This is a genomic window from Geoglobus sp., assembly GCF_054018175.1.
The window spans coordinates 1-23,654 of the sequence record NZ_JBPLZQ010000037.1; the positions used below are offsets into that span (position 1 = coordinate 1).

General features: G+C 54.0%; 35 protein-coding genes. 20 read left to right on the forward strand and 15 right to left on the reverse strand.

Annotated features, from left to right (window positions below):
• Window positions 1-64 precede the first annotated feature (64 nt).
• From ACXJJC_RS02885 to ACXJJC_RS02905, 5 genes are read left to right on the forward strand one after another with little or no spacing between them, the layout of a single operon-like run.
• Window positions 65-157: a hypothetical protein gene (locus ACXJJC_RS02885; RefSeq protein ID WP_456369369.1), complete on the forward strand. Its 93-nt coding sequence runs from the start codon at window positions 65-67 to the stop codon at window positions 155-157.
• Entirely contained in the window at window positions 135-797 is a 663-nt protein-coding gene (locus ACXJJC_RS02890; RefSeq protein WP_456369322.1) for a DUF8548 family protein, read from the forward strand. Before ACXJJC_RS02885 ends, ACXJJC_RS02890 begins: the two co-directional genes overlap by 23 nt.
• A 26-nt stretch (window positions 798-823) precedes the next feature.
• Complete coding sequence (locus ACXJJC_RS02895) at window positions 824-1,630, forward strand: rhomboid family intramembrane serine protease (RefSeq protein ID WP_456369323.1); 807 nt, start codon at window positions 824-826, stop codon at window positions 1,628-1,630.
• Window positions 1,627-2,541, forward strand: a complete 915-nt coding sequence (locus ACXJJC_RS02900; RefSeq protein ID WP_456369324.1) for an archaeosine biosynthesis radical SAM protein RaSEA — start codon at window positions 1,627-1,629, stop codon at window positions 2,539-2,541. Before ACXJJC_RS02895 ends, ACXJJC_RS02900 begins: the two co-directional genes overlap by 4 nt.
• A 41-nt stretch (window positions 2,542-2,582) precedes the next feature.
• Window positions 2,583-3,125 carry a pyruvoyl-dependent arginine decarboxylase gene (locus ACXJJC_RS02905; protein ID WP_456369325.1) on the forward strand — a complete coding sequence of 181 codons (543 nt, stop codon included), beginning with the start codon at window positions 2,583-2,585 and terminating at the stop codon, window positions 3,123-3,125.
• Window positions 3,126-3,132: 7 nt separating this feature from the next.
• Here ACXJJC_RS02905 and ACXJJC_RS02910 read toward each other — a convergent pair whose 3' ends face one another.
• Window positions 3,133-4,560, reverse strand: a complete 1,428-nt coding sequence (locus ACXJJC_RS02910; RefSeq protein ID WP_456369326.1) for a dihydropteroate synthase-like protein — start codon at window positions 4,558-4,560, stop codon at window positions 3,133-3,135.
• 36 nt (window positions 4,561-4,596) lie between these two features.
• On the opposite strand from ACXJJC_RS02910, the gene ACXJJC_RS02915 reads away from it, so the two are divergent.
• On the forward strand, window positions 4,597-5,229 hold the full coding sequence (locus ACXJJC_RS02915; RefSeq protein ID WP_456369327.1) for a PHP domain-containing protein: 633 nt from the start codon (window positions 4,597-4,599) through the stop codon (window positions 5,227-5,229).
• Between the two features lie 120 nt (window positions 5,230-5,349).
• Here ACXJJC_RS02915 and ACXJJC_RS02920 read toward each other — a convergent pair whose 3' ends face one another.
• Window positions 5,350-5,889, reverse strand: a complete 540-nt coding sequence (locus tag ACXJJC_RS02920; protein ID WP_456369328.1) for a CDP-2,3-bis-(O-geranylgeranyl)-sn-glycerol synthase — start codon at window positions 5,887-5,889, stop codon at window positions 5,350-5,352.
• Window positions 5,890-5,959: 70 nt separating this feature from the next.
• Between ACXJJC_RS02920 and tes the strand changes: the two genes are divergently transcribed.
• From tes to ACXJJC_RS02945, 5 genes are read left to right on the forward strand one after another with little or no spacing between them, the layout of a single operon-like run.
• Window positions 5,960-7,483 (forward strand): tetraether lipid synthase Tes, encoded by a 1,524-nt coding sequence (gene tes / locus ACXJJC_RS02925; RefSeq protein WP_456369329.1) that lies wholly within the window; start codon window positions 5,960-5,962, stop codon window positions 7,481-7,483.
• The gene (locus ACXJJC_RS02930; protein WP_456369330.1) at window positions 7,480-7,998 is read left to right on the forward strand and encodes a nicotinamide-nucleotide adenylyltransferase; all 519 of its coding nucleotides are present in this window, start codon (window positions 7,480-7,482) and stop codon (window positions 7,996-7,998) included. The genes tes and ACXJJC_RS02930 overlap by 4 nt, the downstream gene beginning before the upstream one ends.
• A 4-nt stretch (window positions 7,999-8,002) precedes the next feature.
• Complete coding sequence (locus tag ACXJJC_RS02935; protein WP_456369331.1) at window positions 8,003-8,494, forward strand: methylated-DNA--[protein]-cysteine S-methyltransferase; 492 nt, start codon at window positions 8,003-8,005, stop codon at window positions 8,492-8,494.
• Window positions 8,484-9,866 carry an MATE family efflux transporter gene (locus ACXJJC_RS02940; RefSeq protein ID WP_456369332.1) on the forward strand — a complete coding sequence of 461 codons (1,383 nt, stop codon included), beginning with the start codon at window positions 8,484-8,486 and terminating at the stop codon, window positions 9,864-9,866. The genes ACXJJC_RS02935 and ACXJJC_RS02940 overlap by 11 nt, the downstream gene beginning before the upstream one ends.
• A gap of 12 nt (window positions 9,867-9,878) precedes the next feature.
• Window positions 9,879-10,100: a hypothetical protein gene (locus ACXJJC_RS02945; protein WP_456369333.1), complete on the forward strand. Its 222-nt coding sequence runs from the start codon at window positions 9,879-9,881 to the stop codon at window positions 10,098-10,100.
• On the opposite strand, the gene ACXJJC_RS02950 is transcribed toward ACXJJC_RS02945, so the two are convergent.
• Genes ACXJJC_RS02950 through ACXJJC_RS02990 form a run of 9 tightly spaced genes read right to left on the reverse strand, consistent with a single transcriptional unit; the run spans window position 10,063 to window position 15,513 of the window.
• On the reverse strand, window positions 10,063-11,049 hold the full coding sequence (locus tag ACXJJC_RS02950; RefSeq protein WP_456369334.1) for an NOL1/NOP2/sun family putative RNA methylase: 987 nt from the start codon (window positions 11,047-11,049) through the stop codon (window positions 10,063-10,065). The genes ACXJJC_RS02945 and ACXJJC_RS02950 overlap by 38 nt on opposite strands.
• Window positions 11,046-11,591 (reverse strand): ferredoxin domain-containing protein, encoded by a 546-nt coding sequence (locus ACXJJC_RS02955; protein ID WP_456369335.1) that lies wholly within the window; start codon window positions 11,589-11,591, stop codon window positions 11,046-11,048. Before ACXJJC_RS02955 ends, ACXJJC_RS02950 begins: the two co-directional genes overlap by 4 nt.
• A 10-nt stretch (window positions 11,592-11,601) precedes the next feature.
• Window positions 11,602-12,444 (reverse strand): UbiA family prenyltransferase, encoded by an 843-nt coding sequence (locus tag ACXJJC_RS02960; protein WP_456369336.1) that lies wholly within the window; start codon window positions 12,442-12,444, stop codon window positions 11,602-11,604.
• Entirely contained in the window at window positions 12,441-13,130 is a 690-nt protein-coding gene (locus ACXJJC_RS02965; RefSeq protein ID WP_456369337.1) for a phosphoglycerol geranylgeranyltransferase, read from the reverse strand. The genes ACXJJC_RS02960 and ACXJJC_RS02965 overlap by 4 nt, the downstream gene beginning before the upstream one ends.
• 41 nt (window positions 13,131-13,171) lie before the next feature.
• Window positions 13,172-13,825, reverse strand: coding sequence for a hypothetical protein (locus ACXJJC_RS02970; RefSeq protein WP_456369338.1), 654 nt, complete (start codon window positions 13,823-13,825; stop codon window positions 13,172-13,174).
• Between the two features lie 38 nt (window positions 13,826-13,863).
• Complete coding sequence (locus tag ACXJJC_RS02975) at window positions 13,864-14,439, reverse strand: pyruvate kinase alpha/beta domain-containing protein (protein WP_456369370.1); 576 nt, start codon at window positions 14,437-14,439, stop codon at window positions 13,864-13,866.
• Window positions 14,439-14,762, reverse strand: a complete 324-nt coding sequence (locus tag ACXJJC_RS02980) for a TIGR00304 family membrane protein (RefSeq protein WP_456369339.1) — start codon at window positions 14,760-14,762, stop codon at window positions 14,439-14,441. The genes ACXJJC_RS02975 and ACXJJC_RS02980 overlap by 1 nt, the downstream gene beginning before the upstream one ends.
• 1 nt (window position 14,763) lies before the next feature.
• A complete protein-coding gene (locus tag ACXJJC_RS02985; protein ID WP_456369340.1) occupies window positions 14,764-14,979 on the reverse strand; it encodes a TIGR00304 family membrane protein in 216 nt (71 codons plus the stop codon).
• 15 nt (window positions 14,980-14,994) lie between these two features.
• Window positions 14,995-15,513 (reverse strand): flavin reductase family protein, encoded by a 519-nt coding sequence (locus ACXJJC_RS02990; RefSeq protein WP_456369341.1) that lies wholly within the window; start codon window positions 15,511-15,513, stop codon window positions 14,995-14,997.
• A 110-nt stretch (window positions 15,514-15,623) separates the two neighbouring features.
• Here ACXJJC_RS02990 and ACXJJC_RS02995 point away from each other — a divergent pair, with 110 nt between their 5' ends.
• Genes ACXJJC_RS02995 through ftsY form a run of 9 tightly spaced genes read left to right on the forward strand, consistent with a single transcriptional unit; the run spans window position 15,624 to window position 19,434 of the window.
• A complete protein-coding gene (locus ACXJJC_RS02995) occupies window positions 15,624-15,863 on the forward strand; it encodes a YhbY family RNA-binding protein (RefSeq protein WP_456369342.1) in 240 nt (79 codons plus the stop codon).
• 3 nt (window positions 15,864-15,866) lie between these two features.
• Window positions 15,867-16,316: a 30S ribosomal protein S19e gene (locus tag ACXJJC_RS03000; protein WP_456369343.1), complete on the forward strand. Its 450-nt coding sequence runs from the start codon at window positions 15,867-15,869 to the stop codon at window positions 16,314-16,316.
• Window positions 16,317-16,362: 46 nt separating this feature from the next.
• Window positions 16,363-16,698 carry a DNA-binding protein gene (locus tag ACXJJC_RS03005; RefSeq protein ID WP_456369344.1) on the forward strand — a complete coding sequence of 112 codons (336 nt, stop codon included), beginning with the start codon at window positions 16,363-16,365 and terminating at the stop codon, window positions 16,696-16,698.
• A 9-nt stretch (window positions 16,699-16,707) separates the two neighbouring features.
• Window positions 16,708-16,860 (forward strand): 50S ribosomal protein L39e, encoded by a 153-nt coding sequence (locus ACXJJC_RS03010; protein ID WP_456369345.1) that lies wholly within the window; start codon window positions 16,708-16,710, stop codon window positions 16,858-16,860.
• Window positions 16,861-16,870: 10 nt separating this feature from the next.
• Window positions 16,871-17,140, forward strand: coding sequence for a 50S ribosomal protein L31e (locus ACXJJC_RS03015; protein WP_456369346.1), 270 nt, complete (start codon window positions 16,871-16,873; stop codon window positions 17,138-17,140).
• A 1-nt stretch (window position 17,141) separates the two neighbouring features.
• Window positions 17,142-17,798, forward strand: coding sequence for a translation initiation factor IF-6 (locus tag ACXJJC_RS03020; RefSeq protein WP_456369347.1), 657 nt, complete (start codon window positions 17,142-17,144; stop codon window positions 17,796-17,798).
• Window positions 17,799-17,808: 10 nt separating this feature from the next.
• Window positions 17,809-17,985 (forward strand): 50S ribosomal protein L18Ae, encoded by a 177-nt coding sequence (gene rpl18a / locus ACXJJC_RS03025; RefSeq protein ID WP_456369348.1) that lies wholly within the window; start codon window positions 17,809-17,811, stop codon window positions 17,983-17,985.
• Window positions 17,982-18,407 carry a prefoldin subunit alpha gene (pfdA, locus tag ACXJJC_RS03030; RefSeq protein WP_456369349.1) on the forward strand — a complete coding sequence of 142 codons (426 nt, stop codon included), beginning with the start codon at window positions 17,982-17,984 and terminating at the stop codon, window positions 18,405-18,407. Before rpl18a ends, pfdA begins: the two co-directional genes overlap by 4 nt.
• A gap of 1 nt (window position 18,408) precedes the next feature.
• Window positions 18,409-19,434 (forward strand): signal recognition particle-docking protein FtsY, encoded by a 1,026-nt coding sequence (gene ftsY, locus ACXJJC_RS03035; RefSeq protein ID WP_456369350.1) that lies wholly within the window; start codon window positions 18,409-18,411, stop codon window positions 19,432-19,434.
• A 109-nt stretch (window positions 19,435-19,543) separates the two neighbouring features.
• Here the strand turns inward: ftsY and ACXJJC_RS03040 are convergent, their stop codons facing one another.
• From ACXJJC_RS03040 to ACXJJC_RS03055, 4 genes are read right to left on the reverse strand one after another with little or no spacing between them, the layout of a single operon-like run.
• Window positions 19,544-21,205 (reverse strand): ATP-dependent DNA ligase, encoded by a 1,662-nt coding sequence (locus ACXJJC_RS03040; RefSeq protein WP_456369351.1) that lies wholly within the window; start codon window positions 21,203-21,205, stop codon window positions 19,544-19,546.
• Between the two features lie 36 nt (window positions 21,206-21,241).
• The gene (locus ACXJJC_RS03045) at window positions 21,242-22,339 is read right to left on the reverse strand and encodes a LutB/LldF family L-lactate oxidation iron-sulfur protein (RefSeq protein WP_456369352.1); all 1,098 of its coding nucleotides are present in this window, start codon (window positions 22,337-22,339) and stop codon (window positions 21,242-21,244) included.
• Window positions 22,336-22,707, reverse strand: a complete 372-nt coding sequence (locus ACXJJC_RS03050; RefSeq protein WP_456369353.1) for an LUD domain-containing protein — start codon at window positions 22,705-22,707, stop codon at window positions 22,336-22,338. Before ACXJJC_RS03050 ends, ACXJJC_RS03045 begins: the two co-directional genes overlap by 4 nt.
• Window positions 22,694-23,611: a (Fe-S)-binding protein gene (locus tag ACXJJC_RS03055; RefSeq protein WP_456369354.1), complete on the reverse strand. Its 918-nt coding sequence runs from the start codon at window positions 23,609-23,611 to the stop codon at window positions 22,694-22,696. Before ACXJJC_RS03055 ends, ACXJJC_RS03050 begins: the two co-directional genes overlap by 14 nt.
• Window positions 23,612-23,654 lie beyond the last annotated feature (43 nt).

Consider the following 23,654-nt stretch of genomic DNA (forward strand, 5'->3'; position numbering starts at 1 on the left):
AAAGGAGCTCGAGCAGGAACTCAGAATCCGCGAGAAAATCCTCCAGTACCTCCTCGACAACAACATCCGCGAGTTCAAGGAAGTCGCGAGAATCATCCAGTCCTACCAGATAGAACCTGAGAAGGTGATAAGGCTTGTCGAAAGCTCTGAAGGATGAGCTCGACAGGGTCGCGTCAAAATCTCCGGAGACTCTCCGGTTCTGCAGGAGGGTTCTCCGGTCTGAGAGGTACGGCGGGAATGCGGTACTGATGGTTGTGGATGCTGCCATCACATCTGTGGGTGTGAACTACTTTTCTGTGGTGGTTCCGAGAGTTCTCGAGTTCAAGAGGAGGTTCGTCGATTCTGGAAAAATTGCGGCCTTCGAGGACGTTCTCAGGTCCGATGAAAGCGAGTTTTACTGTGTCTGGAGAAACAGGCGCAGCTGGATGGTGGTGAAGGGGGTCATCGAGACTCTCGCCGAGTACGGGGAGGGTGTGAATGCGCTGAGGACGTGGGCGGATAGGGCTGAGCTGGACAGCTGGAGAGAGTGGCTCAGTGTAAGGGGTGCGGGGATAAACACGTTCCAGTACCTGCGGATGATGGGCGGGATCGACACGGTGATGCCGGATCGCATAGTCAGGAGATTCGTCGAGAGACATTTGGACGCTCCGGAAGATGCCATCGAGTTTGTGAGGTTTTCGGAAGGCATCGCAAGGGAGCTCGGATACCTGGCGGTCGAACTCTGCTGGCTTTCGTGGCTGTCGAACTACAGTGACGGGAAGATCAGGGAGTACTCAAACCTCCTTGAGAAAATTTAAAATATTGCCAATTCCCAATCGGATCAGTGGCGAAATGCGACGTTTGCGGTAGGGAAGAGGTGCTGCCTTACAGATGCAGCTACTGTGGCGGAGTCTTCTGCTCGGGTCACAGGCTGCCGGAGAAACACGGGTGTGAGGGTCTGTACGACATACCCGTGAAGGTCAAGAGGGACATTGGCAGGAGAAGTCAGAGGAAAAAGGATCGGGTGGACCTCACATACTACGATCCGGCGCTCGGCAGGAAGAGGAATCCTTTTGAGATTTACGGTTACAACAACGTCATCCTTGCGATAATCACCGTGATGTTCGCGGTCTCACTGATCTTCAGACCTGTTTTCGGTCTGCTCGCCCTTTATCCAAGCGAATTTTTCGTTCGTCCGTGGCAGCTTGTGACGAGCATGTTCCTTCACGGCTCCTTCGATCACTACCTCGTCAACGCGATAGTTCTTCTGTTCTTTGGAAGTGAACTCGAGAGGAGGATCGGCGGGAGGGAGTACCTCAAGGTGTTCTTCGCATCCGGAATAGCCGGTAACGTCATGTACATCCTGTTCTCATACGCAACTGGATCGCTTGCACCGGCAGTTGGCGCTTCTGGAGCGATTTACGGGATAATGGGGACGCTCGCGGTCATCGCACCTGAAATAAGGGTCCTGCTGTTCTTCATTGTACCGCTGAGCATAAGGATGGCGGTTGTGCTGTTTGCCCTCTACAACCTGCTCATGACACCGTTCTCGATATTCACCGGAGTCGCTTACGTGGCTCACCTCGGAGGGCTCGCGGTTGGGCTGTACTTCGGGGAAAAGTACAGGGCAGTCAGGAGGAGATTCTATTGAAGGTCTGGAAGGAAAAGGAGAGGTACAGCGGTGACATCGTTGACTGCCTGACAGTCATACTTCCCACTAAGGGATGTTCGTGGGACGCATGTCTGATGTGCAGTTACACGCTCGACTCCAGCAGGAGTGCAACGCAGGAGGAGGTGTTCGGGGAGTTTCTGAGGGCTGTGGAGGGGAGAAGTGCCGAGGTCCTTAAGATTTTCACATCCGGCAGCTTCTTTGACGATCGGGAGGTTTCGAGGGAGACAAGGGAGAGGATATACTCCAAGGCCGTGGAGATGGGCTTTAAGAAGCTCGTTGTTGAGAGCAGGCCGGAGTTCATTACTGAGGGTGTTGCGGAGGAGATCGAAAACGCCGGTATTGAGGTGGAGGTGGGAATAGGCCTTGAGACATCAAACGACGACCTTAGGGACCTGCTGATAAACAAGGGCTTCTCGTTCGAGGACTTTGTAACTGCGAGCGAGATCCTGCGGGGAGTTGCGAGGGTGAAGGCGTATCTGCTCATGAAACCGCCGCTGCTCAGTGAGAGGGAGGCTATCGACGACGTTCTCAGATCTGTTAAGGACGTGAGTAGTTACGCGGACGTCATTTCCCTGAACCTCATGACCGTGCACAGGAAGACCTACGTTGAGAAGCTCTGGCAGATGAAGGTTTACAGACCTCCGTGGCTCTGGAGCGCCGTGAAAGTGCTGGAGAGTGCAGGAACCGAGATAATTTGTGATCCCGTTGCTGGTGGTAAGAGCAGGGGGCCCCACAACTGCTATGTATGCGACGACAGGGTGGTGAGTGAAATAAGGCTCTTCTCGCTCACCCAGGATAGAAACGTGTTCAAAACGGAGTGTGAGTGCAGGGAACAGTGGGAACTCAGTCTCGAGGCCGAAGAGATTACGGATGTTTTTCTTTTCCCCTGAGTGCCAAAAGCCTTAAATATCTGATTTCGAAAACTTGCAATGTGAGAACTGAAAACGGAACAGAGGGATTTCCAAGGGCTGATAGCCTGGCTCTCGATGCCAACAAGCTTCTGGTGCCTAAGAAGGTGTTCTTCACGTCCGGAGTTGGCAGACACGAAGATGCGCTGGTCAGCTTTGAACTCGCGTTGAGAGATGCCGGCATCGAGAGGTTCAACCTCGTAACTGTTAGCAGCATATTTCCCCCGCAGTGCGAGGTGGTGGGGATAGAGGACGGTCTGAAGGAGCTCTATCCCGGTCAGATAGTTTTCTGCGTCATGTCGAGAGAAACGAGCGATAGAGAGGGGGAGAAGATCTACGCGAGCGTTGGCGTTGCGATCCCTTCAGATCCGTCTCTGCACGGGTATCTGACGGAGTACCACGGTGTCTACACGGGAGATGATGTTGGCAGGAAGGCTGAGGAAAGCGCAGCATTCATGCTCGAGACGGCATTTGGGATCAAGCCCGCGAAGACGTTCAACATAACGAGGGTTGTGGAGGTAAGGGAAACCACGACCGTGGTTTCAGCGGCAGTTTTCGTTTTCTGACAATTTTTCAGCTCCTGCTGTAGTACCCGAAGTTAAGCTCCTCGTCCTGCACGTAGCTCTTCTTCAGCCTCAGTGCAATTTCGGCCTTCGTCAGCTCTCTCCCGAGGTATGCGGCGTGATCCAGCCTGCTTACGAGCCCCTTCCTGAGGACGGTGTCTGTTATGCTCTTCGCGCTTTGTCCCGAGATGCATGCTCTTTCGTGGCTGCAGACTATTCTGTCACCTGAGATCCATATTCTGAAATCTCCGAGGGGATCTCGATGGAACTCTCCGCTTTCGGTGGCACCTTCACAGTCTCCCGGCACTGGTGCCTCCGGATACCTGACCTTCTCCTTCAGAACGAGCAGGCTCATTCCGAGGTCCTTTGGCGGGGTCCTCTTCATCCTCGCACCCCTGACCATGTAACTCGCGATTCTGAGCTCTTTGATAGATCCTCTCGTTTTGGAGCTCGCCTCGGTTGTGAACAGCAGGTTTGCCCCGACCTCCTCTGCAATAAGCGCGAGGAGTGCGTTGATCCCGATTGAATCTGCGTCAAACAGCTCCGTAACGTTTCCCGCACCGAACAGCATGGGAGTGGTGCGATCGGTTCTCCGGAACTCGGAGTATCTCTCAACAGACCTCACGAATCCGTCCACGTCCAGAACAGGATCTGCTATCACCTTCTCAGTCCTGCTTCTGGCGAGCTTCACGAGCCAGGACAGCCTTTCCACGTTTCTGTCCACAACCACGACGGCCTGATCCTCTATGAAATCCAGCGCTCTGAGGTTGGCATGGGAGATGCTCATTATCATGTCCGCGCCGCTCTCCACACCGGCTTTTATGGCTTTAACCGAGAACGTGTCGATGCTGACCGCATCGCAAAACTCCTTGGCTATTCTGACAACTCTTTTCACGTCTTCAGGCGAAAAGCTCAGCGGAATTCCGAGGTCTATGATGTCCGCACCGCTTTCAGTGTAGTACTCTATCCTGCTTATCAGCTCGTCTCTCCTGAGCTCTGTGGCGTCCACTATCTCGGCCACAACCTTCATCCTGCTGTTTCCACCGATCGGTATGCCGTTTATGCTGAACACTCCTCTTTCCTCTCTTTCTACCAATTCCACAAGCTCTCTCTCCCTTCCAATGTCGACAATCCTGTCGGCCGGAATCTCGTGGGAGAGCTCAACGCTCCCCACCTTCTCCAGAATCTTCGGGATGTCGTATGCGTGAACCGGTCCGAGCCTGATTTTCGTGTTTTTCTCTTTTTCGAGTTCCCTCCACTTTCCTTTGGCCAGTCCGGGAACGAGTACGAGGTCATAATCGGACAAATCGAGGTCTTTCAGATGCTTTTCTGTGATGAACGCTGCGACATCGACGTCTGCAACGTGAACGTCATTGCCGAGTGAGTTTGCCCTCACAATATTCTCCGCGAGCTTCCCTGTTATGAGCAGAATCCTCATAAAGTTTATTTTCACCTCAAATCAAAAAACCTTCCCATGTTGAGGGCAGAGCTTCACGTTCACTCCACATACAGCGACGGGCTTGACAGAGTGGAAAAAATAGTTCTCAGGGCAGAGGAGATCGGTCTCTCGCTGATATCCATCACTGACCACGATACTGTTCAGGGCAGCCTCGCGGCGATTGACTTTGCGAGGGACGAGAACCTGAACGTCACGGTGATCCCGGGGGTGGAAATAACTACGTCAGACGGACACCTCCTTGCCTTTTACGTTGAAGAGGACATTGAGAGCGGAATGAGTCTGGAAGAGACCGCGAGCGAGGTCAGGAGGATGGGAGGGATATGTGCGATCTCCCACCCCTTTCAGGTGGAGCGGAGAGGGGTTTTCAGGCCCGAGCTTTTCAGACATGTGGACGCGGTTGAAGTCTTCAACGCCAAGTACGTGACGGGACTGTTCAACTGGCTGGCACGGAAGTACGCTCTGAAGTACGGCAAGGCCGGTATAGCTGGAAGCGACGCTCACAGCGCCCTCGAGGTCGGTTACGGTGTGACGAGGTTTGAGGGTGACCTTAGGAAAAGCATTGCCGAGAGAAAAACGGCCGTGGAGGGGAGGAGAATTCCTGTAAGGAGGAGACTCGCGTACACTCTCGGAAAGCTTCAGTGGGGATAGTCCCTCATGATCCCCTCGATGAGGGGGCAGGAGGAACACTTCTGGTTGAACCTGCACTCAATTCCGGGGTCGTGCATGCACTCCATGTGTGACTGTTGTAACAGAACATTAAAAGTGTTTTCACCACGGGACATCCTTCAGCCTCAGCAGGTAGGCTATCACGTTAATGAGCTTGTGGAGGACGGGGGTTATGATGATCGCCAGCAGCAGGACTTCGGGAGAGTAGAGTGAGGAAAAGTCGCTGTGGAATGATGCAAACACTATTGAGATGACGAGGAAGTCGAGCTGGTCGAGGACCGGCGCTCTCTCACCTCTGCCTATGCCGAGTCTCCTCTTTATGAAGCTGCCGAGCATGTCTCCGGCGAGAGAGCCTGTGGAGAGAAGCAGGAAGAGTGAGAGTGCTGATGTGAAAGGGAGGGATGAGAAGTAGCTTAGGCCGAGCAGCGGCTCTGCGAGGTACTGAATTATTCCCGTTAATACGCCCCCAAAAACCCCCCCGGCAAACCCCCTGAACGTTTTGCCGTCCCCCAAAATACGCCTCCCATCCACAAAATTTTTCCCCATGTCTATCGGCCTTCCACCTCCGGAGAGCACCGCGAAGTTGTTGGGAGTATACGCGGGGAGAAAAAGCCAGATAGTTTTAATTAACGTCCACAGCATAATCCCGGGATACGAAACGTTGATATATCGTTTTCGATAAATTGACCGAGATAATATTGGAGGTGGTGACGTGAAATCAATCGATTACGGGACCAGATCACTCTGTCCAGAGTGCCTCAAGGTCATTCCCGCTCGCGTTTACGAAGAGGATGGCAGGGTGATGATAAGCAAGCGTTGCGAGGAGCACGGGGAGTTCGAGGACGTGTACTGGGGAGACGCGGAGATGTTCAGGAAGGCAATGAGGTTTGCGCACGACGGGCACGGTGTAGAAACTCCAATCATGGAGGAGTCGAGCTGCCCGTTCACGTGCGGGCTGTGCACCAACCACCGGAGCCACACCGCCCTGCTGAACATCGTTCTGACCAATCGCTGCGATCTCGCTTGCTGGTACTGTTTCTTCTACGCGAAGAGGTCGGGTTACGTGTACGAACCGACCGTTGACCAGATAGTCGAGATGGTGAGAACTGCGAGAAACCTGAAGCCCATAGGGGCGAATGCGGTTCAGCTCACAGGAGGAGAGCCGACGCTCAGGGACGATCTCATAGACATAATCAGGGCAATCAAGGCGGAGGGCATTGATCACGTGCAGCTCAACACCAACGGAATAAGGCTCGCGAGAGATCCGGAGCTGGCAGTCAGGGTGAGGGAGGCTGGTGTGAACACGATCTACCTGTCTTTTGATGGCGTTGATGAGAAAACGAACCCCAAGAACCACCACGAGGTGCCGAAGGTCCTCGAGAACTGCAGAAGGGCAGGACTGGGGGTCGTTCTGGTTCCAACGGTCATCAAGGGTGTGAACGACCACCAGCTCGGAGACATAATACGGTTCGGGTTCCAGAACATCGACATAGTCCGAGGAGTGAACTTCCAGCCAGTCAGTATAACCGGCAGCGTCCCGAGGAAGGAGAGGGAGCAGATCAGGATTACGATCCCGGATGCAATAAAGAAAATAGAGGAGCAGACGAATGGCGAAATCTCGAGGGAGGATTTCTATCCCGTTCCGAGCGTTTCACCCATATCTCACTTCGTTGAGGCCATAACAGGAAAGCCCCAGTACGAGCTAACAACCCACTTTGCATGCGGGATGGCCACCTACGTTTTCAAGATGGATGGCAGGATGGTGCCGATAACGAGGTTCGTGGACGTGGAGGGCTTCTTTGAGTACCTCAACGAGAAGGCGGAGGAGATATCCAAGAGCAGAATCAAAACCGTCAGGGCGCTCAAGGGAATAGTCGACCTCAGAAGATTCGTTGACAGTGAGAGGGCACCTTTCGACATAAGCAGAATCCTCTTCGACATCCTCGTGAGGCACGACTACTCGACCCTCGGGCAGTTCCACATCAACGCTCTCTTCATAGGGATGATGCACTTCATGGACCTCTACAACTACGACATATCGAGAGTCGAGAGGTGTGAGATCCACTACGCAACTCCAGACGGCAGGATAATCCCGTTCTGCACGTTCAACGTAATTCCCGAGATTTACAGGGACAGGATTCAGGCGGAGTACGGAGTTCCCATAGAGGAGTGGGAGAAGCGGACAGGCAGGAAACTCAGGGATGACATAGTCAGGGTGGTGAGAAAGGAGCAATGAGGGCATTCTTCATTGGCAGATTTCAGCCGTACCACCTCGGTCATCACGAGGTTCTGAGGGAGATATTTTCCGAGGTTGACGAGGTGGTGATAGGCATTGGAAGCGCTCAGGAGAGTCACACCATAGAGAACCCGTTTACAGCCGGCGAGAGAGTGATGATGGTTGACAGGGCAGTTGCGGAACTGATCGGCGAGAGTGGGAAGAAGGTGTACATAATCCCCCTTGAGGACGTTTACAGGAACAGTCTGTGGGTGAGCCACGTTGTGTCCATGACCCCCTACTTTGATGTGGTTTACAGCAACAACCCCCTCGTCATCAGGCTCTTCAGGGAGGCAGGCTATGAGGTCAGAAAAACCAGGCTCTTCAACAGGGTGAGCTACCAGGGCACCGAGATAAGGAGGAGGATGATCTGTGGTGAGAGGTGGGAAGATCTGGTTCCAGAGCCGGTGGTGAGGGTTATAAGGGAAATCGACGGAGTGAAGAGGCTGAGAGATATTGCGGGAACGGATGTTTGAGCGGGTGGTCGTTGAGTGGCACAGAAACTTCGTCGTTGAGCTTGAAGATCGCGTAGCCGTGAGGGCGTTCTTCACCGATAGCATTCCCGACGAGGTTGTTTTCACGTCTACTGCGAGAAAGCTCAGAAGCAGGCTGCTCGACTATTTTTCCGGCAGGGTTGTTGACTTTAGCGATTTCGACGTGGCATATCCGACCGAGTTCTCGGGGAGGGTTCTCCAGGAGGTCAGAAAAATACCGTACGGGAAAGTCGAAACGTACTCGTCTCTCGCCAGAAGGCTTGACACATCTCCGAGGGCAGTTGGCGTCGCGCTGAAGAAGAACCCCGTGCCTGTGGTGGTGCCCTGCCACAGGGTCGTCGCTAAAAACGGCATTGGGGGGTACTCTCCCGGCACATCAATCAAAAAACTCCTGCTGGAGATGGAGCTGAAGGGAGGTCTGCATTTTGCAGCGGACGTGAGCCCCGTTCTTGAGATGGAGGCTGGCGATGAAGACTGAGGGCGTCAGGGTCCTGACGGGAGAACCTGAGAAGGCGATACTCCGCCTCTCTTTACCCATAATGGTGAGCAACCTCGTCTTTACTCTCTACAACTTTGCAGACGGTGTGTGGGTGTCCGGCCTCGGTGCAGACTCCCTCTCGGCGATAGGGCTTTTCATGCCGCTGTTCTTCATGTTCATCTCCCTCTCTCTCGGCCTCGGCATAGGTACGAGCTCGGCCATAGCGAGGAGGATCGGATCGGGAGACAAGGCTGGTGCGGACAACATAGCCGCCCACTCAATGGCCATGGCGGCAGTCCTGTCTGTTCTGATTCTCTCGACCTACTTCAGGCTGGAGGAAATCCTGAGATTTCTCGGAGCAAGCGGGAACGTTCTCAGGGAAGCGTTCGCGTACTCCAGAATCGTAGTTGCTGGCTCAGTGTTCATAGTTTTCAACAACGTTGCCGTGGGGATTCTGAACGGCGAGGGTAACACCAAGCGCTCCATGTACGCCAACGTGGCCGGTTCGCTCCTCAACATCGTCCTTGACCCGATCTTCATATACCTGATGGGTCTCGGCATAGCCGGAGCTGCTTATGCAAGCGTCCTTTCGATGCTCTTCTCTTCGGCACTCTTCGCTTACTGGATCTTTTACAACTCGAAAACGTATGTGAATGTGTCCTTCAGAGAGTTCCGTCCGAGCAGAACGATCGTTTTTGACATACTTCGCGTCGGTCTGCCGTCGGCGTTCTCCATGCTCACGATGTCAATCTCGCTGATTTTCATAAACGCGCTCATCGTAAGGGTGAGTGACTCCGACGGCATAGCCGTCTTCACGAGCGCCTGGAGAACGGTTCACTTTGGATTCATCCCGCTTTTCGGTCTTTCGGGGGCAGGAACAGCAGTCATGGGTGCCGCGTTTGGAGCGAGAAACGTGGATAGGCTGGAGAGGGCCTACAGATACGCGATAAAGGTTGCGGTACTGGTTGAGATTGTCATTGTGCTGTTCTTCGTGTCTCTGTCCGGGTACCTCGCGATGTTCTTCACGTACAGCGAAGCGTCTGTGAGGATATACAGCATGCTCGTCGAAACGCTCCGGATTCTGCCGGTATTTCTCGTCTTCGCTCCGCTCGGCATAATGACCGTGTCGCTGTTCCAGGGAATTGGACGGGGTGAGAACGGGTTTGCCATAACCGTCCTGAGGACTCTGATCTTCCAGCTCAGCTTCGCGTACCTTCTGGCCTTCCACCTCTCTCTCGGATTTGACGGCATAATATACGGGGTCGTTCTCGGCAACATCCTCGCTTCGATCACAGCATTTGCCTGGGGCACGCATGTGATTCGAAAGCTTAGGGGGTGCGCTAAGGACCGAAACCGTTATCAATTTCCGTAACAGCCGGAAAGCATGTGCCTTTCGCGGAGGGAGAGGGAGTTCATACAGGACTGGCTCGATTACGTCAGCGGGGAGATGTCACTCACCGAGTTCGTGGAGAAGTGGAGGAGTGAGGGCAGCGACTGGAAGGTTTACATGCGGGTTTTGAGGCACAGAATAAACAGGAAGTACCGCAGAATGCTCTCGGACCTGATACTCATGAAGAAGTTTCTCGAGCTGGACTACCATCCCTGACAATTTTCGCAACGAAGAATCCGGAGCATTCGTGAATGTGGGGGAAAAAGCGCCTGGCCTTTTTCAGCTCGGGGTTGAGTTTCAGGTCTCCGACCCTCGTCAGTGCGGGAACGCCGTGCTCAATATCCTCCAGGTGCACGTCGAACCTCTCCAGGACCTCGTTTATCACGAGTTCGTTCTCCTCGGGGGTGAGGGAGCACGTGGAGTAGACGAGGACACCTCCTGGCCTGAGGCTCTTTATAGCAGACTCAAGCATGTCCCTCTGCAGTCCAGAACAGAACAGTATGTCCTCTTTCCCCCTCGACGTCTTCCTGGACGGATCCTTGTGAATTATCCCCTCTCCCGTGCAGGGGGCGTCGAGCAGAATTCTGTCGGCCTTTATCCCGGTCCTCCAGAAGTAAGCGGAGTTCATGTGAACCACCGCGGTGTTCAATACACCCATCCGGTGGATGTTGTCGACCAGTGGCTGAATCCTTTCTGCGTTTCCCTCTATCGCAATGATCCTGCCCCTGTTGTTCATCAGCTGGGCGATCATCGTGGTCTTTCCGCCGGGTGAGGCTGCGAAGTCTATCACCACCTCTCCACTCCGCGGGTCGAGGGCAAGAGGGGGGATGCACGAGCTCTTGTCCATCACGTAGTAGTACCCGAGGAGGTACTCCGGAGTGGCCCCGATGCTGTACGGCTCCTCCTCCACTCTGTAGCAGAACCTCACGTCAGTCCTCTCAACTCTGAAACCCCTTCTTTCGAGCCTCTGCACGATCTTTTTCTCGTCGCACCTCAGCGTGTTAACCCTTATGTACTTTGGCACGCTCTCCATCGCCTTCACAAGCTTTTCTGTCTCGTCGCGCCCAAAAAACCTCTCCCACCGCCGTATTATGAACTCGTCGTAGCCGTAGGCCTCGGCGAGCTTCCTCGAAAAAGGAGTGGAGGGGAAGTCCAGGACCTTCATCTGTCAAAGAACGGATTCTTGCCGGTAACTGCTATGGGGATTCCCATCACTACATCAGATCTTGCCATTCCGAGCTCCTTTGCAGCTGCTCCGATTCTGTACATCACCCTGCTGTCTGCCCCGAGCATAGATCCGAGCTTCACGGCAGATCCAATTGCTATTCCGAGGTCGATGAGCTTGAACGCGCAGTTGGGGCCCACAAAGTCCTTCCCCTTTTTCCTTTCAGCCTTCTCGAACTCCTTGCAGTTCTTGAACCCGCAGGCTCCGCAGCCCACTCTTATCGGCTTTCTCCCGTAAACTCCAATCAGGAGCACCGCGTCAGCCTTCTTAACGCTCTCGCCGTCTCTCACAAAGTTCGCATCCCTGTTTGGCTCGTTGGCCATTTCAACCATTTTCTGAGCGAGCCTTTCCTTTTCCTCACCCTCTATCAGGACAATCTCCACGTCGTCCTCTCCTCTCGACTTTGGAGCCGTCTGCGCGGTGAGGGCCATCAGCTTTCCCGAAAGAACCGCAATCTCTCTTCTGAGATTCTCGTCCAGCATTTTCACCACCTCACGTACTTCCGAGGAGGAAGGCAAGGAGCCCCACAGCGAGGGCGAGCATGGTGTTCCTCCTCAGCCTGCCAATCTCTTCCCTCTCTACCCCCTTTAAAAGCTTGCGGGATGTTGACAGCAGGATGTAGTCCGTGACTGACACGGGTACGATGTACTTCAAGTCGAGGTATTCCGGAATCGTCAGGACGAGCAGGCTCATCATCACCGCCAGCACGAACAGCACTCCTGAAACCCTTGCAGCAACTTCCGTCCCGTGAACTCTCGCAACTGTCTTGACATCTCTTAGAGCGTCACCTTCCACGTCCTCGATTCCTTTCATTATCTCTCTCGCGAGTCCCGACAGGAAGGCTATCAGAGATAGCACACAGACCTCGAGGTTTACGTTTCCGGCTACGATGGCTCCGAATACAAAGGGGGCGGCCATTGAGAATGCTATGTAGATGTTCCCCGCGAGACCGTACTCCTTCAGCTTCACGTCGTAGGCGTAGCCGAACAGCGTTATGGCAAGGGCCAGGATGAACGCTGTAAATGATATGTAGAGTGCAAAGGCGAAGCCTGGTAGCGCGAAAAGCACGGCCACGAGCAGGGCCTCTCCTCTGCTCAGGTCTCCCCTCACGAGGGGGCGATCGACACGCCTGTTGGCGACATCCACCTCGTAATCATAGTAGTCGTTCAGGGCGAATGCGGACGCCTGGAGGAAGAGCGCCGTCAGAAAACCGAAGATCGACAGCCTGAGGTCGAGGTATCCGAGAGATATGAAGACCCCCGCAACAACCCCGAGTCCGTAAATAAATCCGTGCTCGAGCCTTGTAACTTCCCAGATCGCCCTGAGCTTTTTCATGGTATCGTGGAAAGGTAGGCCTCGACACCTTTCTCGTAGATGACGTTCCCGACCACAATCGTGTCCGCGTATCTCAGCATTTCTCTCGCTCTGTCTCTGCCGTCGATCCCACCTCCGTAGAACAGTCTTGCCCTCCTGAGAACGGCCTTGACCTCCCTAACGACGCCCGGATCCCCGTAGGTTCCGCTGTACTCGATGTAGATCACAGGGAGGTTGAGCATGTCCTCTCCAACGACAGCGTAGCTCGCAGCAGTTTTCGGTGACAGCTTGCACTTCGACCTCGTAACCTTTCCGACCGCCGAATTCTCGTTCAGCACTATGTACCCCTCCATGATGACCTTCGAGTCAAGCATCTCCCTGAACTCCACGAGCCTGTCGTGGTGCATCTCCACCCACTTAGCGTGCTTTCCGGTGATCCACTCACCGTCTGCGGAGTTCAGTACGAGCGGGACAAAGATGTAGTCCGCCTCGTAAACGACATTTGATGGGTCAGATGGCTCGAGAATCGTGGGGAGTCCGTACTCCCTTATCTCGTCGAAGAGCTTCTTTGCCTTTTCGAATGTAACGTTCTGAGTGCCGGAAACCATCACCGCATCTGTTCCGCTCTCCGCAACAGCCTTTATGAGCTCCGGAGGATTTTCCCTGTCGGGATCGAGCTTTGTTATGTGCCTCAGTCTCTCCAGCATCCTTACTGAAGTGAAGGAATGAAAATAAAAATGTTATCGCACTACAGGTACTCCTCTCTGGACTTCATGACAAGCTCTCTGATCTCGAGTCCCTGGGTTATCATGTACCCTATTCTGTTGGTCAGATTTTGCAGCGCGGAGTGCTCGATCTCGAACACGTACCTGTCCGGGTGCTCGTCAGTTTTTCGTATGTTCGCAAGGACGTCATAGAGGCTTTTCTGGTACGAAGTCGTCGCCCTGTCTACGATCTCTGTGAGGCAGAAGCTTATCAGGGTGATGCTGTCGGGTATGAGGTCGAAGAGGATTGAGAGATTCACTATTCCCTCTCTGCCGTAGAAGAACACGAATGTCGGAAGACCAAAGAGAACGACTGCTCTGTCACCTCTTTCGTTCATCAGTCTCCTCAGCTTTTCAAGAACGATCTTGGATGGAACTATGTCCCTGTCCTTGTGAACGAAGATGTCGTGGGTTTCAATGTCACACTCAATCCCGAGCTGCTCTCTGACAATTTCGAAGAGCCTCCTGTCTTTCTTTGAGAGGAATATGAGGACGACGTTTTCCTGGCCGAACTGTGGGATTACGTAGTTCAGCGTGAGTGTCACTGGTATTACCGGGTTGTCCACCCTTATCAGGGTCCTGAACCCCTTCAGTGATGAGAAGAACTGCTCTAAGGTTTTGACCTCCTGGCTATCCATCGTTCTCCTATCTGTCGTGGAAATGTAAAAAGGTTTTGTTATCTCTTGTTTCTCGGCATGCAGATTATCTCCTTCACCTCCATGTTGAAGAACGTGTTCATGTGTGCCGGTCTGATGATTACGGCTGTATCAGCACCTCTGCCCCTCCCTCCTATCGCCACAACCTCCTCTATCGGTATCGCTCCGCTGTCTGCGGCCATAATTGCGATTTCGACGCACACCTTGAGCCCGTGTCCGAAGAGAGCCCTCAGAGCCTCGGCAATTGCCTCAACCCTGCTTGCCCCGCCGAGCTTCCTGCTGATGCTCCTCTCCACCCCGCTGAGCATGTGGCTCTGCCTGACTATCCTGACTCCGCTCTCCATCAGAAACCTCTCGGTGTCCTCGTCCATGCTGTTCTTTCCCTCCTCGTAAAAGCCAGTGTGGTATGTGACGCAGACCAGGTTCAGATCTCTGCCTCTCGCATGCTCGAGAACCTTCCTCGCGGTATAGCCGGTTGAGGACGCAAAAACGATGTGCCTGATCCCCCTTTCCACGGCCCTATCTATCGCAAGTCTGACGGCATTCTCCGTGTTTTCCTTACCGGGTCTTTCGAAGTAGTATATCCTCTCCTCCATCATGCTCTCACCATGAATGCTATTGCAAGGAGCATGAGCACGATTGACAGGACGAGCGCGTAGACAGCGTATTTCGAATCCCCGAAGACTATCGGAATTGGGCCTATGAGCACGACCCCTCCGCCCCTGACCTCCACCTTTCTCTCGTCCTCTGCGCTGGCCAATCCCTCGTTCCCGTACTTTTCCGCATACTCCGGGCCTGCCTCCGCCCACATGTGCTTTTCCGGAAGCTGAGCGTACCTTTCCTCCGCACCCTCCCTAAGTCCCGTGATTAGCAGGTAACCGCCGAGAACGATCATCGCAATGGCGATGTACTCGAGCATGCTACCACCTCGCCGATAGTGTGAGTATTACGAGCATCGCTGCGATGAGCAGGACTGCGACCATAAGTCCGGCGCTGTTTCCCACGACTATGGGGAATGGTCCGATCATGATGATTCCGGCGAAGTCCACGCTGTCAGCGGGAATCAGGGAGAGTGAGTAGAGCATTAGCCCGAGGAATATCAGCGCAATGCCCGAGAAGACCTTGGCAGGGTTCATGTAAAAAAGTTGGTGTCAGGGTTTAAGAATTTCGTCACTCTGGTAGGTGAAGTTCGAGCCCGTAAATGCGTGCATCAGGAACCTGTAGTTCTTAGTGTCCGGTTTACCGTCGGAGAACGCATCTCCATGGGTCACGTTGACTATCTCCCCAACGAAGAAGATGTGGTCTCCCGTCTCGACTTCCTTAACAACCCTGCACTCGAGGTTGGCCTGGCACTCCTTGATGGAGGGAGCCTTGACCTCCTTCGACTCCACGAAAGTCACGCTCATTCTGCCTGCCTTCCTCTCCTTAGCCCCGCTTACGGTTCCGGCAACCCACACGTCTCTGAGCAGCTCCACAGTTGGCACGGCAATTACGAAGTCCTTCTGCTCCTCTATGAGCTTCCTCGTGTGCCTTGTCTTTCCTATCGCAACACCGAGCATCGGCGGGTTGAAGCTCAGCGGAACGACCCAGTCAGCCGTCATGGGGTTGGGGTTCTCGATCGTTCCGGCGACAACGAGATAGGTCCTGAGGGGATAGAGATACCCGAGCATGTTTCTAACTTGAAAATTCGGTGAATTTATGGCTTTCGGAGTTCTGAAGGTGCAGGGAGCTGAATTCCCCTACACAAAATTTTTAAAACCACATGTTTATTGTGGAACGCATGAGCGACAGGGTCATCACGATCAACGTTGGAAAAAAGGGGATTAACGATAACCTGATCAGGGAAATAAACACTATCCTCGAGAAGAGGGGAGTGGTGAAGGTAAGGATGCTGAGGAACTTCAGGAACATAACGATGGGTGGTGCCGACAGGAAGTCCCTTGCTATGGAGATTGCCGAGAAGGTTAACGGCGAGCTTGTTGATTTTAGGGGTTTTGTTCTGACTTTCAAGAGGTGTTGACGGATGGCGACGGTGTATGATGTGCCCGCTAACATGCTGATTGAAAGAGTCGCGGAGAGGCTCAAGGAGATGGAGGAGTTCAAGCCACCCGCCTGGGTGAGCTACGTGAAAACGGGAGTGCACAAGGAAAGGAGCCCGGAGCAGGAGGACTGGTGGTACTACAGGGTTGCGGCGGTGTTCAGGAAGGTTTACGTGAACGGTCCTGTGGGGATAGAGAGGCTCAGAACTGCATACGGCGGAAGGAAGAACAGGGGAGTAAAGCCAGAGAAGTTCAGGAAGGGAAGCGGTTCGATAGTGAGAAAGGCACTGCAGCAGCTGGAGAAAGCAGGATTTGTCAGCAGGACTGAGGAGGGCAGGGTCGTAACCCCGCAGGGGAGGTCGTTCCTGGACAGGGTTGCGGCGGAGATCAAGAAAGAGCTCGAAAAGGAGATTCCGGCCCTCGCAAAGTACTGAAAAACTTTTTTATCTTTAAAACCAAATTCCAGTGAGGTGAGAGTTCATGGACGACTTAGAGGAGATAAGGAGAAGGAAGCTCATGGAGCTGCAGGCGCAGAGGCAGAGGGAGCTCGAGGAGCTTGCGAGACAGGAGGAGATGGCCAGAAAAATTCAGGAGCAGAAAAAGGCAATTTTAAGGGCGATTCTTGAACCCGAGGCGAGGGAAAGGCTCACGAGAATCAGGCTTGCCCACCCTGAGGTTGCGGAGGCTGTTGAGAATCAGCTCATAGCCCTTGCCCAGTCGGGCAGGCTCAGGAGCAAGATTAGTGACGAGATGCTCAAGGAGATTTTGAGGAGGGCCATGCCCCAGAGAAGGGAAACTAAAATCATCAGAAAGTAGGTGGTCTGAATGGGGAAGAAGACGGTTGGTGTTAAGAGGAGGCTCGCGAAATTCTACAAGCAGAACAGGAGGGCCCCCATCTGGGTGACCCTCAAGACGAACAGGAAGGTGATTTACAGCCCCAAGAGGAGGCACTGGAGAGCCAGGAAGCTGAAGGTGTGAGGTGTTGGCCATGGCGAAGGTTGAGGTTGAGAGGGTTTATACCATAGGTCTAAGACAGAAGATGAAGAAGTACCCCAGGTGGCTCAGGGCGAAGAAGGCTGTGAGGTACGTCAGGAACTTCCTCAGCAGGCACATGAAGGCTGAGCCCGAGAACATCAGGATTGACGCGAGCATTAACGAGAAGATCTGGGAGAGGGGCGGAAAGAAGGTTCCCGCAAGGATAAGGGTCAGGGCCGTCAAGTTCGATGACGGGATCGTAGAGGCAGAACTCGTAGAGTGACATGCCGGAGACAGCGGTAATACACGGAAACCCACTGATCGGGCTCTACATCAGGGCGAGCGAGTCGCTCGCAGTCATCGGGGTCAGGGATGAGAGGGTTGAGCGGCAGGTTTCGGAGGAGCTTGAAGTCGACGTTGTGAGGACCACTGTGTGCGGTTCTGAACTTGTTGGTGCAATGATGGCGATGAATTCCAGGGGTGCAGTGGTAAGCAGAAACATCCTCAGGAAAGAGCTTGAGGCGCTCTGGAGAAACGTGGAGGTTCTCGTCCTTGACACGGAGATCACCTGCATGGGGAACGTGATAGCTCTGAACGACAGGGGCGCGATAGTGCACCCTGAACTCGGTCCTGAGCTAATGGAGAAGATATCTGACTTCCTGGACGTTGACGTGGTTCAGGGGACCATAGGCGGAATAAAGACCGTCGGGATGTCGGCGGTGGTCACAAACAGGGGAGCTCTCGTAAACCCAAACGCAAATGACTGGGAGATGAAGAGAGTCGAGGAAGTGCTCGGCGTGGAGCCGGTTAAGGGCACGGTTAACTTCGGCAGCGAGATGGTTGGGACAGGTGTGGTGGCGAACTCCAAGGGCTATGTTGCCGGTAGGGACACGACGGGATTTGAGCTGGGTGTTATTGAGGAAGCTCTCGGATTTTTGTGAGGTGATGGTGGTGAAGTTCGAGGTTAGCGGGAAGTTCAGGAACGGGATGGTGTGGATGCCTTTCAGGAAGGTCGTGGAGGCGCACAACGAGAGGTTTGCGGTGGAGAAGGTTTACTCGCTCATCGGCAGCAACCACAAGGTGAAGAGAAACCTTATTAAAATCGAGAGTGTAAGGGTCAGTGAATGACGGAAGTGGAGAGGGCAATCCAGGAGAGACTTATTTTTCTTGAAGAGCTCAGGAAGGAAGCGGAGGGAATTCGGGCCAGGATAGTTGAGGTTCAGCTCCTGAAGGAGGAGCTCAACAGGACCATCGAGAGCCTCGAGTTCTTCGAAAAGGCAGAGGGGGACGTGGAGGCGCTCCTCAACCTCGGCGGAGGGGTATTCGCGTACGTGGACGTTAAGAACAGCAGGAAGATGCTCGTCGATGTGGGCGCAGGAGTGGTCGTGGAGAAGGAAGTGAAAGACGCCATTGAGACTCTCAGGACCAAGAAACAGAACGTTGAGGAAACTGAAAAGAAGCTGAGGGACCTTTTGAATCAGATCGCAGGCCAGATGGAGAAGCTGCAGAGGGAAATATCCGAGATTGCAAAGTCCACCGGCAAGGAGTAGCATGTTCAGGGCAATAAAGGAGAAGCTGTCGGCGTTCAGGAAAAAGGTTGACGCTGAGGCGGAAGAAGATCTGAAGAAGGAGGGCAAGGAAGCAGAGTCCGTCGAGACACCTGTTGAAGAGAGAAGTGAGTCTCCTGACGTTAAGGAGAAGCTGGCCTCTCTGATCCTGAGGAGAGAGGTCGTAATTGACGACTCGAAGCTTGACAAAATTCTTCCCGAGCTTGAAATGATTCTGCTTGAGAGCGATGTCGCGTTTGATGTTGTTGACAGGATCTCAGAAGAGCTGAGGAGCAGGTTGAGGGGCAGGAGGAAGAAGATTGGCGAAAGCCTGTCGGACGTCGTCCTCGAAGAGCTCAAGAATGTTCTGAGGGAGATACTCAACCAGAACGCGTTTGACTTCGATGAGTGGGCTGAGAACAGGCTCGAGGAGAAAAGGCCCGTAGTTGTCCTGTTCGTGGGCGTGAACGGTACGGGAAAGACCACGACCATCGCCAAGGTCGCAAAGAGGCTGATGGACAGGGGTCATTCCGTCGTCCTTGCGGCCGGGGACACGTTCAGGGCAGGGGCGATAGAGCAGCTCGAGGAACATGCGAGGAGGCTTGGGGTGAAGATAATCAAGCACAAACAGGGGAGCGACCCCGCCGCCGTAATCTTCGACGCGATAAAGCATGCGGAAAGCAAGGGAATAGACTTCGTGCTCGCAGACACTGCCGGAAGGATGCACACCAAGAAGAACCTGATCGATCAGCTCGAAAAGATAAAGAGGGTGACGAAGCCAGATCTGATAGTTTTCGTGGATGAGAGCATAGCTGGCAACGATGCGATAGAGAGGGCGGAGATGTTCAACGAGGCAGTGGGCATAGACGGAAGCATACTGACGAAGCTCGACGCAGACCCTAAGGGCGGGACGGCAATCTCCATTGCCTACGTTACCTCGAGGCCCATACTGTTTCTGGGCGTGGGACAGGAGTACGGTGACTTGATCAAGTTCGATGCGGACTGGCTGATAGAGAGGATTTTCGGGTAGGTTTCTGCCGTGCAGACTCTTTCTCCATTCTGAATTCGATCTCTTTCTCGGAAACTTCCTAATTGCGGAGTGTGGTGAAAGGAACGCTCATGTACCTGCAAGAGTCCCCCTACTGCTTTCCGAACTGCATCTCGTAAAGTCTCGCCACCCTCTCTATGGTGTCTGCCTCCTCCACGCTCTTGTCGTCCCTGAGCCTCACGAACCTCGGAAATCTGAGCGCGTAACCGCTCTCGTACTTGGGGCTCTTTTGAATCTCCTGATAGGCAACCTCAAAAACGTACTTGGGTCTGAAGACGATCTTCTTGCCCTCCTGGTACTCTATTTCCGGTCTGAACAGTTCCGTCAGCTCCTCCAGGTCCTCGTCCGTAAATCCAGTCGCCACCTTACCAACTCTCAGCAGGTTTCCGTACTCGTCGAGGCAGGCGAGCTCGAAGGAGCTTATCAGGTTGCTCCTCTTGCCCTCTCCCCACTCACCTCCCACAACCACGAGGTCGAGGGTCTCCATCGTCGCCTTGAACTTCAGCCAGTTCTTCCCTCTCTTTCCGGGAATGTATTTGGAGTCGAGGTTCTTCAGCATCACCCCTTCATGTCCCGCTTTTATCGCCTCGTCGAATATCCTTCTTATCTCATCAGCATCCCTCGTAACGGTCTGCCTTGCGACTTTCAGCGTGTCACTCTCCTTTACCGCAGACAGGAGCCTCTCCCTCCTCTCCTTCAGGGGAAGGTCTATGATCTCCTCTCCGTCGTACATTATGTCGTAGAAGTAAACCTTGAGCGGAATCTTCTCGACCATCTTCGAGACATCGTGCTTCCTCCTGAACCTCCTGAGCACGTGCTGGAACGGCATGGGCCTGCCGTCCTTCACCGCTATGACCTCACCGTCCAGAATCACGCCCTCTCTGACGTTCCTCTTTATCTCCTCTACGATCTCCGGAAGAGCGTTGGTGACGTTTTCGAGTCTCCTTGAGTATATTGTCACTTTTCCGTCAGCGTGGTGCACCTGAACCCTGCTCCCGTCGAACTTCCACTCCACTGCGAGGTGATGGATTTCCCTGACAGCTTCCTCCAGGCTCTCGGCAACCTGAGCGAGCATCATCTTTACCGGAACGTGGGGCGTGATCTTCAGGGATAGCAGCGCCTCTCTGCCCCCCTTCTTGGCCTCCACCGCAACTCTCCCGTAGTCGTTGGTGACCATGTAGGCCCTCTCAACAACCTCGCTCTCGATTCCGAAGGCTCTTGCGATCGCATCTCTCACTATCCCCTCACCGACGCCGAGCCTCATCTCCTTCAGGATGAGCCTCGTGAGGTATCTCGCCTCGATGGGGGTGCAGGAGATGTAGAGCTCTGACAGCAGGATTATCTTTCTCTTCTGGCTACCCTCCCCGGTCAGACCGCTCATCTCGTCGAAAACCTCTCTAAGCTTTCGAACCGTCAGCTCTTCCGAAAACAGAGACGTCTGGGTTTTTCGCTTGACGATCTCCTCTGCGGCGAGCCCCATATCTCCCTTCTCCCTCACGAGGTTTTCGATCGTCCTCCTGTCAACACCCGTCGAAATTCTCAGGGCTTCATAAACGAGGCCTATGCCAACACCGAGGTCCCTCTCGCTCCACTCAGGGTAAACCCTCCCCATCAGGAACAGGATAACGTCGTAAAGGTCCTCATCGTCCTCAATTTTTTTGAGAAATGCGGATATTCTTGCGGTCTTCTCGAGGGTTGAAGAGATCTTCTCCACGGCACTGCACAGCTCGGCAAACTCGAGGAACGTTAGCATAGGTGTATGTCTGCGGGAGAGTATATTACTGTTTAGTCAGAGCTTTCGCTGGAGCACACTCTTTCTGATTTCCCTGATCATCGAGGGCATGTCTATGCCAACGGGACAGACCTCTGAGCACTTACCACACAGGGTTGACAGAAACACGTTTTCCGGAGCCTCTCCGGTGATGGCGCTCCACACCATCCCCATCGGCCCACCGTAGACCTCCCCACCCCACACGTTTCCGGCGAGCTGGAAAACCGGACATTCAAGCTGACACCTGCCGCACCTAACGCACGATAGCTGCTCTCTGTACCGCGTGCCCTTCCTTCCGTTGTCTATGAGGATCACGTGCATTTCCTGTCCCTCGACCTTCCTGTTCACGTTGATGTATGCTGGAGGGAACGTGCCAAAAAACGCCGACTGGACGAACAGGGACTTCACGCAGAGCTCATCATCCGGCAGGATTTTGTCAATGCTGACAAGCGCCACATACATTTCGGGAAGGGAGGTCGACAGTCTTATGTTCCCCTCGTTCTCTATGAGGAATATCCTTCCTGTTTCAGCAGAGAACGCGTTGCACCCCGAAACCCCGACGTGCGCTTTCAGGAACTTTTCCCTCATGAACTTCCTGACGCCCTCTGCAAGCTCTTCAGCACTCTCTCCGTAAACTCCGATCCTTTCAAGAATTTTTCTCACCTCTCCCTCGGAGTAGTGCAGCGCGGGTATCACCATGTGCATCGGCCTCTCTCCTGCGAGCTGGACGATCAGCTCTCCGAGATCAGTCTCCCAGACCTCGTTGCCAAGCTCCTCGAGATGCTCTCTCAGGTGTATCTCCTCGGATACCATGGACTTTGCCTTCACAACCGTCTTGCCTGACCCGATTATCTCTCCTGCGATCTCTCTCGCCTCTCTGCCGTCCCTTGCTTCATGCACGAAAACACCGTTCACCTCCAGAACCCTGCGCGCCCTGTCGATCCAGTAGTCGTAGTCCTCCGAAACCAGCATCTTCGCCCTCCTAACATCCTCAGCGAACTCTATCAGGTACGGGTGCTCTCTGAGGTTTCTCTCAACTGCCTGACTCAGGTTGCCGAGCGACCTGAGTATTCCCTCCCGTATCGAGTGGTTTTGAACGGCCTCCTCAACTTTCACTCTCTCACCTCGAGTATCACGGTCACCCTTCTCGGGCCGTGCATTCCGAAGACGAGCTTGCCCTCGATGTCCGCGGTCTTCGATGGACTGCTCGAGGCGAAGATGACGTCGGACCTCTCTTTTGCGAGGTTGTACGCGGATATCACATCATCCCTCACGTCCTCCGCTCTGAGGACGATCACGTGGTGCTCCGCGAGTCCCGCCCTCTTTCTCTCCTCGTGACCGCCGAGGAAGATAACCCCTGATCTCTCGTCGGCACTGAGCGCTGTGCTCACGTGGGCTTTGCGGAATCTCTCCACCTCTCTGGCCACGTGATCCGTCACCACGACCTCCACACCATTCCTTTTCAGCACTTCAGCTATCTTCATGCCCGATCACCAGAGCGAGATCGATCACGTTCCCCCCAACCCTCCTGAGGTTTATCATGCAGAGCGGGCAGGAGGTTACGATCGGTCCGTTGTTCAGCTCTGCAATCCTCAATCTGGCTATTTCAGCGGAGATCATAGGGGAGATGGATTCAATCGGACCACCACAGCAGTTCGTGAGCTTTCCCGAGTACTCTGGTTCTCTGAATTTAACACCTGCCGTTCTCAGGACGTCTCTGATTCTGTCGGATATTTCGAGATACCTCCCGTAGTAGCAGGGGTCGTGGATGACGAAATCCCCGTTGCCTTCGACTTTCTCCGGCTTTACGAGCTCAATGTAGCTCTTCACCTCAAACTCGATACCCGCGTATTCGGGGCAGAGCACCTTGAGGGCATACGTCGTGTGCGGGTCAGCGGTAACGATCCTTTCCACGCCCGACCTTTCGAGCTCTCGTGCGACGTTTATCGCGTGCCTCCTGAATCCGTCATCATCGCCAAGATCGTGCAGAAGAATTCCGCTGTACGCGTCGAGGTCTGGACTGTAGAACACGTCCACTCCCGAGTTTGAGAGGAGGGAATACATACTCCTCAGAATGTCCTCCGATTCCTTCCTTCTGCTTTCGGAAGTTATTCTTCCGAGAATTCCGAAGGGAAGCGGGAGGTTCTTCGATAACCCGATCAGCTTCCTGAGCCCGGAGCTCTCGACCTTCTCGAGGTAGCTGACCACCGACTCGATGTAGGGGGATAGCTGGTACATCATTCCGGTGAAGAACAGCCACTCTCCTTCAGCGCTCACGTCGGCCCTTCTCCACCAGGTGTTCACCCTCGAGTTCTCAACTCCTATGGGGTTGCCACTCTTCTGGATGTTGCGGGAGAGGATCTCAACGAGGAACCGCGGATCTATCATCCGGACACCCCTGCCACAACTAAAAGTTGAAATAGTCATATAA

Bases quoted from the DNA above. Each gene is read 5' to 3' on its own strand.
- ACXJJC_RS03020 (WP_456369347.1), top strand. From the start codon at position 17,142: ATGCCGGAGACAGCGGTAATACACGGAAACCCACTGATCGGGCTCTAC.
- ACXJJC_RS02920 (WP_456369328.1), bottom strand. From the start codon at position 5,889: ATGCTGTGGACGTTAATTAAAACTATCTGGCTTTTTCTCCCCGCGTAT.
- ACXJJC_RS02945 (WP_456369333.1), top strand. From the start codon at position 9,879: ATGTGCCTTTCGCGGAGGGAGAGGGAGTTCATACAGGACTGGCTCGAT.
- ACXJJC_RS02985 (WP_456369340.1), bottom strand. From the start codon at position 14,979: ATGAACCCTGCCAAGGTCTTCTCGGGCATTGCGCTGATATTCCTCGGG.
- ACXJJC_RS02955 (WP_456369335.1), bottom strand. From the start codon at position 11,591: ATGCTGGACGAGAATCTCAGAAGAGAGATTGCGGTTCTTTCGGGAAAG.
- ACXJJC_RS02915 (WP_456369327.1), top strand. From the start codon at position 4,597: ATGTTGAGGGCAGAGCTTCACGTTCACTCCACATACAGCGACGGGCTT.
- ACXJJC_RS02990 (WP_456369341.1), bottom strand. From the start codon at position 15,513: ATGCTCGGGTATCTCTATCCCCTCAGGACCTATCTCGTTGTCGCCGGA.
- ACXJJC_RS03000 (WP_456369343.1), top strand. From the start codon at position 15,867: ATGGCGACGGTGTATGATGTGCCCGCTAACATGCTGATTGAAAGAGTC.
- ACXJJC_RS02930 (WP_456369330.1), top strand. From the start codon at position 7,480: ATGAGGGCATTCTTCATTGGCAGATTTCAGCCGTACCACCTCGGTCAT.
- ACXJJC_RS02980 (WP_456369339.1), bottom strand. From the start codon at position 14,762: ATGCTCGAGTACATCGCCATTGCGATGATCGTTCTCGGCGGTTACCTG.
- ACXJJC_RS02965 (WP_456369337.1), bottom strand. From the start codon at position 13,130: ATGCTGGAGAGACTGAGGCACATAACAAAGCTCGATCCCGACAGGGAA.
- ACXJJC_RS02975 (WP_456369370.1), bottom strand. From the start codon at position 14,439: ATGGAGGAGAGGATATACTACTTCGAAAGACCCGGTAAGGAAAACACG.
- ACXJJC_RS03050 (WP_456369353.1), bottom strand. From the start codon at position 22,707: ATGAAGATAGCTGAAGTGCTGAAAAGGAATGGTGTGGAGGTCGTGGTG.
- ACXJJC_RS03010 (WP_456369345.1), top strand. From the start codon at position 16,708: ATGGGGAAGAAGACGGTTGGTGTTAAGAGGAGGCTCGCGAAATTCTAC.
- ftsY (WP_456369350.1), top strand. From the start codon at position 18,409: ATGTTCAGGGCAATAAAGGAGAAGCTGTCGGCGTTCAGGAAAAAGGTT.
- pfdA (WP_456369349.1), top strand. From the start codon at position 17,982: ATGACGGAAGTGGAGAGGGCAATCCAGGAGAGACTTATTTTTCTTGAA.
- ACXJJC_RS02910 (WP_456369326.1), bottom strand. From the start codon at position 4,560: ATGAGGATTCTGCTCATAACAGGGAAGCTCGCGGAGAATATTGTGAGG.
- ACXJJC_RS02960 (WP_456369336.1), bottom strand. From the start codon at position 12,444: ATGAAAAAGCTCAGGGCGATCTGGGAAGTTACAAGGCTCGAGCACGGA.
- ACXJJC_RS02970 (WP_456369338.1), bottom strand. From the start codon at position 13,825: ATGGATAGCCAGGAGGTCAAAACCTTAGAGCAGTTCTTCTCATCACTG.
- ACXJJC_RS03015 (WP_456369346.1), top strand. From the start codon at position 16,871: ATGGCGAAGGTTGAGGTTGAGAGGGTTTATACCATAGGTCTAAGACAG.
- ACXJJC_RS03055 (WP_456369354.1), bottom strand. From the start codon at position 23,611: ATGATAGATCCGCGGTTCCTCGTTGAGATCCTCTCCCGCAACATCCAG.
- ACXJJC_RS03040 (WP_456369351.1), bottom strand. From the start codon at position 21,205: ATGCTAACGTTCCTCGAGTTTGCCGAGCTGTGCAGTGCCGTGGAGAAG.
- ACXJJC_RS02950 (WP_456369334.1), bottom strand. From the start codon at position 11,049: ATGAAGGTCCTGGACTTCCCCTCCACTCCTTTTTCGAGGAAGCTCGCC.
- ACXJJC_RS02995 (WP_456369342.1), top strand. From the start codon at position 15,624: ATGAGCGACAGGGTCATCACGATCAACGTTGGAAAAAAGGGGATTAAC.
- ACXJJC_RS03005 (WP_456369344.1), top strand. From the start codon at position 16,363: ATGGACGACTTAGAGGAGATAAGGAGAAGGAAGCTCATGGAGCTGCAG.
- ACXJJC_RS02940 (WP_456369332.1), top strand. From the start codon at position 8,484: ATGAAGACTGAGGGCGTCAGGGTCCTGACGGGAGAACCTGAGAAGGCG.